The organism is Halanaerobium sp. DL-01 (genome assembly GCF_003338615.1).
Lineage (GTDB): Bacteria > Bacillota > Halanaerobiia > Halanaerobiales > Halanaerobiaceae > QPJE01.
In genome coordinates this window covers 1-3,974 of record NZ_QPJN01000065.1, presented here as the reverse complement: position 1 = coordinate 3,974, position 3,974 = coordinate 1, and the positions used below count along the sequence as shown (strand labels likewise).

7 protein-coding genes are annotated in these 3,974 nt (G+C 34.0%); all 7 read right to left on the bottom strand.

The genetic code is table 11. The annotated features are described in order from the left end of the window. Window positions 1-29 precede the first annotated feature (29 nt). Complete coding sequence (locus DER71_RS11740; protein WP_233487399.1) at window positions 30-1,169, bottom strand: copper ion binding protein; 1,140 nt, start codon at window positions 1,167-1,169, stop codon at window positions 30-32. A gap of 53 nt (window positions 1,170-1,222) precedes the next feature. Beyond that, window positions 1,223-1,360: an LDCC motif putative metal-binding protein gene (locus DER71_RS12010; RefSeq protein WP_158531826.1), complete on the bottom strand. Its 138-nt coding sequence runs from the start codon at window positions 1,358-1,360 to the stop codon at window positions 1,223-1,225. 93 nt (window positions 1,361-1,453) lie between these two features. After that, complete coding sequence (locus DER71_RS11730) at window positions 1,454-1,888, bottom strand: SoxR reducing system RseC family protein (protein ID WP_089717540.1); 435 nt, start codon at window positions 1,886-1,888, stop codon at window positions 1,454-1,456. Window positions 1,889-1,956: 68 nt separating this feature from the next. Beyond that, the gene (locus tag DER71_RS11725; protein WP_089717542.1) at window positions 1,957-2,166 is read right to left on the bottom strand and encodes a heavy-metal-associated domain-containing protein; all 210 of its coding nucleotides are present in this window, start codon (window positions 2,164-2,166) and stop codon (window positions 1,957-1,959) included. Between the two features lie 82 nt (window positions 2,167-2,248). After that, window positions 2,249-2,881, bottom strand: coding sequence for a class I SAM-dependent methyltransferase (locus tag DER71_RS11720; protein ID WP_089717544.1), 633 nt, complete (start codon window positions 2,879-2,881; stop codon window positions 2,249-2,251). A 147-nt stretch (window positions 2,882-3,028) separates the two neighbouring features. After that, on the bottom strand, window positions 3,029-3,697 hold the full coding sequence (locus tag DER71_RS11715; RefSeq protein ID WP_114474678.1) for a Crp/Fnr family transcriptional regulator: 669 nt from the start codon (window positions 3,695-3,697) through the stop codon (window positions 3,029-3,031). A gap of 100 nt (window positions 3,698-3,797) precedes the next feature. Continuing rightward, window positions 3,798-3,956, bottom strand: coding sequence for a cation transporter (locus tag DER71_RS11710; protein WP_233487378.1), 159 nt, complete (start codon window positions 3,954-3,956; stop codon window positions 3,798-3,800). Window positions 3,957-3,974: the final 18 nt, after the last annotated feature.

The window sequence follows — 3,974 nt, the reverse complement described above, 5'->3', positions numbered from 1 at the left end:
AACTAATTCTCATCAGTTTTGAAGGAGAATTATCCACAAATTTGCCTGTTGATAACTTTTGATTTGTTTCTAAATAAAAAATGGGGAAACTCTATTTTTACAGGCATTGACTCCCCAGTTGCCATTGACTCATCAACTGTGGTCTTACCTTCTACAATTTCTCCATCAGTCGGAATTTTTTCTCCTGGTTTAATCAGCATAATATTACCAGGCTGTACATCTTCAATTGCAACTTCTTTTTCATTTCCATTCTCAATAATTGTGGCAGTTTTAGCTCCCAGTTCCAGCAATTTTCGAATTGCCTGAGAAGCCCTACCTTTGGCGGTTTCTTCAATATAACGTCCGGTTAAATGAAAAGCCATAATCATTGCTGAAACTCCAGCATAATTGGCAATCGGAGTAAAGAAAACTGCTGGCCCGGTAATAAAGGCTGCACCAGTACCCATTGCTATCAGGACATCCATATTTGCACTGCCGTGGCTGACTGCTCTATAGGCAGTAATAAAAGTTTTGCGTCCAAAGACAAAAAGTGGTGGGATTGCTAAGACAATCATTCCCAGATTAAAAATCTGCATGTTGGGCCAGGCTATACCAAAGAACATCTCCGGAATCATCCAGAGCATAATTGGAATTGTAAAAGCCCAGGTTCCCCACATTTTGTTTTTTGCTTTCTTAACTTTTTTCATATCATCACTGAGTTCATCTTCAGCTGACTCAGAATCTCTTTCCACTTCTTCATCTTCAAAACTGAGCAGTTCATAACCAGAATTCTTTACAATTTCTCTAAAGTCATTTTTGCTTAAGACTTCTGGATTATATTCTACACTACCTTTTTCAGTTGCAATATTAACATTTGCCTGATAAACACCTTCACTTTTATTTAAAGCCTTCTCTACAGCTGATGAACAGCTGGCACAGGTCATTCCACCTACCTTAAAAGAAGTTTTTGCCTTTTCTTCTTTAACACCATAACCGCTGTTTTCAACAACCTCAATCAACTTATCTCTGCTGTTCTGCTGTGGGTCAAAAGTAACATATGCTTTTTCAGCCGCAAAATTAACCTGTGCTTCACTTACTCCTTCAGCTTTGTTTAAAGCTTTTTCTACTGTCTGAGAACAGCTGGCACAGCTCATATCTGTTATTTTTAAAGTTATTTTCTTTTCTGCCATTATTCTGCACCTCCATAAAAATTTTATTTATAATATTCTTTATTTGATTAAGTTTACTTTCCATTTTCTTGTTTTGTTTTTCCATCTCCACAGCAGTCCGGAACATCATCTCCATACTGTTTTTCATTGGCCGAAGCCAGTTTATCAACAAATTTATCCCACCAGCTTTTCTTTTTTTGGTCTTGAGCCATCTGATATCCTCCTCAGAGTAAATAATATTGATTCTAAGATATTCATACAGTCTTCTAAAAGTAATCTCATGTGGCTCTGCTATATATCCAATTTCAATTAATAACTTTTTTAATTTTAGGTTGAAACGAAGATATTTTTTCAAAATAGGAATTAAATAGTTTATTTATTAAAAATGAAAGAATTAAAAAAATGAAAGTACCTGCAATACCTGCCAGTTCAACTGCCGCTATATTTAATAAGGATGCCGCCCAGACTCCGAAAAAATAACCGGCTATCATTAAAAAGATTGGAATTACATAAACAACCACACTAGCAAATAAAAGATTTCCTTTTCTCATTTCTATTAAAACCTGATCACCATTTTTAACACCAATTTTGTCCTCAACTTCTAAAACAATTTCATCCTGATCATGACTGTCACCAGCCAGACTACAGCTTTTATCACACTTACTGCAGGCAGAATATCTGGTTATTTTCACTTCTGCTTTATTCTTTTTTCTTTTAATTACAGTAGCTAATTCTTCCATTGGAGTCTACCTCCTATTATAAAAAATATACCCCTATCATGTATATTTAGATTAAAATTTTTTTAAATTTATACAGTTTTTATATAGTCATAGCCAGCTTCTTCAACAGCGGTCTTTAACTTGTCTTCTGCTACCTCTTTTTCCATTTCTACTACAGCCTGACCCTGATCAGAATCAGCTTCTGCAGAAATAACACCATCTATTTTTTCTAATTCTTCTTTAGTATGCATTTCACAGTGTCCACAGGACATTCCCTCAATAATAATTGTCTTTTTCATTTTTAAACATCTCCTTTATACATTATACATGTAGGGGGTATAAGTAATAATAACATTACTAATTGTTTCTGTCAAGATTAAATTACTTTTTAAGCTCAATTTCTTTAACAATGTCAGACATTAAATCATTAACCTCAACCAGCTTAAGTCCAGCTTTATCTATATTCTTCATTGTTTTACGATTTATATTCGCTCCCCAGGTGTAAAGACTAACCCAGTTAAACCAGTCCATAATCTTACCAACAAATTTATTCTTACTGCGCATATGCTCCAGCATTATTATCCTACCGTCTTCTTTGAGAACTCTCTTTAATTCCCTTAATCCTTTTATCGGATCAGGTACCGAGCAGAATACACAGCTGGTGACAATCAGATCAAAATAATCATCTTCAAAATCCAGATCCTGAATATCCATCTCCAGCAAATTTACTTCTTTATTATATTTTTTAGCTTTTTTCTCTGCTTCTTTAATCATTTTGGAACTGAAATCTATGGCAAAAATTTCAACTTGATCCGGATAATATTCAATATTCTTACCGCTTCCAACCCCGGCTTCCAGAAGTCTCATGCCATCTTTATCAATTTTATCTTCGACCTTCTGCCAGAGATTCCGACGCCAGTCTCCCATCTTTCCTTTTTCCATGATAAGTTCTAAAGAATCATAGACTGGAGCAATTCGATCATAACGCTTTTTTATTTTATTATTTTTACTCATAACAAAAAACCCCTTAATTTGATTCTATATACCCCTATGTGGTATCTTTAAACATAGTATAACACTCAGAATTAACACTGTCAAGAAAAAAAGTGCTTATCTCTAATATGAGAAAGCACTTCTATAATATCTACTGTATTTATTATTTTAACCATTTTTAATTAAAATCTTTTTCTGTCCCTGCATTGAAATAATGCCTTCTTTCTGCAGTGCTGATAATTTGCGGCTTAGTGTTTCCTGAGTTGTTCCGATTAAATTCGCCAGACCATCCCGGCTTAGAGGTAAATTTATTAAAATACCATTCTCCTTTTTTATTCCACTTTCCTTAGCCAATTCAAGCAGTAAACGCATTGTTTTTTCTTTTGCATCCTCCAGAGCCAGCGACTGTAATTTATTTTCTGTTTTATTTAAACGGCTGGTAATTGCTGATAAAAGTTTATAAGCAAGTTCAGGTGATGATTTAATTAATTTTTCCAGTTCACCTTTGGGAATCATGCAGATTGTGCTGTCTCCCACAGCTTCTGCACTGCTGCTCAACTGCTCTTCTTTAAATAATACCAGCTCACCAAAGAAATTACCTTCTTTTAATAATCTTAAGATATACTGATTTCCCTCTTCATTACTTCTATATAGTTTAACCAGTCCGGATTCAATAATATAAATATTTTTTCCAATTTCACCCTCCAAATAGATTAATTCACCACTTTTAAATTCTTTATTTTTGACCAGACTATTTAATTTAGATATTTTTTCATTATCCAGATCAGAAAAAATAGGTACCTTTCTCACACAAGCTTCATGACTACAGCTTTCCATAGTATCACCCTTTATCTAAATTTAAGGTACCTGTTTACTCCAGCTATTCTGATTGAAATTTGATCAGATTTCAGGGAGAAAAGCAGATACCCTTTATTACTTATTTAGTCTTTTCTACCTGATATCCTGTTTTTGCTACTGCTTTTTTTAGACCAGCGATATCTATTTTATCAGGATCATATTCTACATTAGCCTTACTGGTTGTATAATGAACATCAGCTTTTTTGACTCCTTCTGTTTTATTTAAAACCTGTTCTATCTTATTTGCACAATCCGG

What these genes read in the sequence shown, in the direction of transcription:
- DER71_RS11715 (WP_114474678.1), bottom strand. Translation starts at nt 3,697, where the DNA reads ATGGAAAGCTGTAGTCATGAAGCTTGTGTGAGAAAGGTACCTATTTTT.
- DER71_RS11725 (WP_089717542.1), bottom strand. Translation starts at nt 2,166, where the DNA reads ATGAAAAAGACAATTATTATTGAGGGAATGTCCTGTGGACACTGTGAA.
- DER71_RS11720 (WP_089717544.1), bottom strand. Translation starts at nt 2,881, where the DNA reads ATGAGTAAAAATAATAAAATAAAAAAGCGTTATGATCGAATTGCTCCA.
- DER71_RS11740 (WP_233487399.1), bottom strand. Translation starts at nt 1,169, where the DNA reads ATGGCAGAAAAGAAAATAACTTTAAAAATAACAGATATGAGCTGTGCC.
- DER71_RS12010 (WP_158531826.1), bottom strand. Translation starts at nt 1,360, where the DNA reads ATGGCTCAAGACCAAAAAAAGAAAAGCTGGTGGGATAAATTTGTTGAT.
- DER71_RS11730 (WP_089717540.1), bottom strand. Translation starts at nt 1,888, where the DNA reads ATGGAAGAATTAGCTACTGTAATTAAAAGAAAAAAGAATAAAGCAGAA.